The organism is Microvirga sp. P4_G7 (genome assembly GCF_056401005.1).
In genome coordinates this window covers 1-1,417 of record NZ_JBFUKD010000827.1, presented here as the reverse complement: position 1 = coordinate 1,417, position 1,417 = coordinate 1, and the positions used below count along the sequence as shown (strand labels likewise).

2 protein-coding genes are annotated in these 1,417 nt (G+C 59.8%); one reads left to right on the top strand and one right to left on the bottom strand.

The features are described 5' to 3' along the window. Nucleotides 1-406: M10 family metallopeptidase C-terminal domain-containing protein (locus tag AC1DT3_RS21060; RefSeq protein ID WP_477467139.1), on the top strand; the 406-nt coding region annotated here is incomplete at its 5' end. Here AC1DT3_RS21060 and AC1DT3_RS21055 read toward each other — a convergent pair. Then, a complete protein-coding gene (locus AC1DT3_RS21055) occupies nucleotides 403-1,230 on the bottom strand; it encodes an inositol monophosphatase family protein (RefSeq protein WP_477467138.1) in 828 nt (275 codons plus the stop codon). The two genes, AC1DT3_RS21060 and AC1DT3_RS21055, sit on opposite strands and share 4 nt — an antisense overlap. Nucleotides 1,231-1,417: the final 187 nt, after the last annotated feature.

Below are 1,417 nucleotides of genomic sequence, written 5' to 3'. Positions count from 1 at the left end.
GGGCGATGCAGGTAACGATCGCCTGTTCGGAGATTCTGGAAACGACACGCTCTCGGGCGGCGCCGGGAAGGATTATCTCTCAGGGGGCGATGGCTACGATCAGTTCGTCTTCGACACCAAGTTGGACGCCAAGACGAATGTCGACACGATTGTCGATTTCAATCCTTGGGCCGATCGCATCAATCTCAAAGCAGGGATGTTTGCCAACATCGGTGCGGGTCCCCTTTCCGAGGACGCCTTCTGGGCCGGTGCGAAGGCTCACGATACCTCGGATCGCATCATTTACGACAAGGCCAGCGGTTCACTCTACTACGACCCTGACGGCACGGGCTCCAAGGCGCAGATCAAGTTCGCGGTGGTCGGCGGCAACATCGACCTGACGAAAGACGCCTTCTGGATCATCTAGTCTTCAAGCAGCGCGCCTTTTAGTGCGTGCCAGCTTTCTTCGTCGGTCGCGCAAAGCATGCCGCCGTCGAGATGGGAGAGGTGGTAGGCCGATCCATCGAAGCGTGCGGAATATCCGCCGGCCTCATGATGCAGCAGCCAGCCCGCTGCATGGTCCCACGGCATCAGCTTCGAGTAGAGTAAGAAGTGACAATGGCCCGATGCCGCCATGCGGTACTCATGCGCCGCGCAGCGATAGCTCATGGAGATCGCAACGCGCGGCAGGCGTGATGCAACGCGCGAGCGAAGGGGCTCCTTCAGGTAATGCCAGGACGCGCATCCCTCCATTTCGGCGAGCGGTGTGGCGGATGAAACGTGTAGACGGCTGCGCCGGCCGTCTCCATGCTCGATCCAGGCGCCCTCACCCTTCACGGCGATAGCCCAGTCCCCATCGATCGGATCGTGGATGATCCCGGCGACGATCTCCCCTTTCACCGCGACAGCGGCCATGGATCCGAACAGCGGCAAGCCTGACGAGAAGTTTTTGGTCCCATCGACGGGATCGACGATGAAGGCGAGGTCCGCATCGGCGAGCTTGCTCAGAAGCGACGGATCCTTTTCCGTCGCCTCCTCTCCAACTACGAAGGCATCAGGAAACTTCTTGTGGAGTTCGGATTGTATCATCCGCTCCGCCGCCTCATCGGCGTCGGTAACAAGATCGCGGACGGAGCTTTTATGCCGAATCGCATCATCCGACAGATTGCGGAACCGGGGCAGGATTTCCGCCTCGGACGCCCGCTTCAAGATGGCGGCGACGGCGAGGGCATGATCAGTGGAGAACAGCACGGTACACTCCGGATAGGTCTGGCAATCTGTAACCGAAAAAGAAAATGGCTGCGACGCCCATGAGGAACGCCGCAGCCCAGTAAACCCGCAGACATCGCTACGCCCGGGAGTTGTCACTACTCATTTGAGGGCAATTCCGGTGAATCGCACAAGCTCGTCGCTCAACTCGGGCGTTCCACCGAGCACC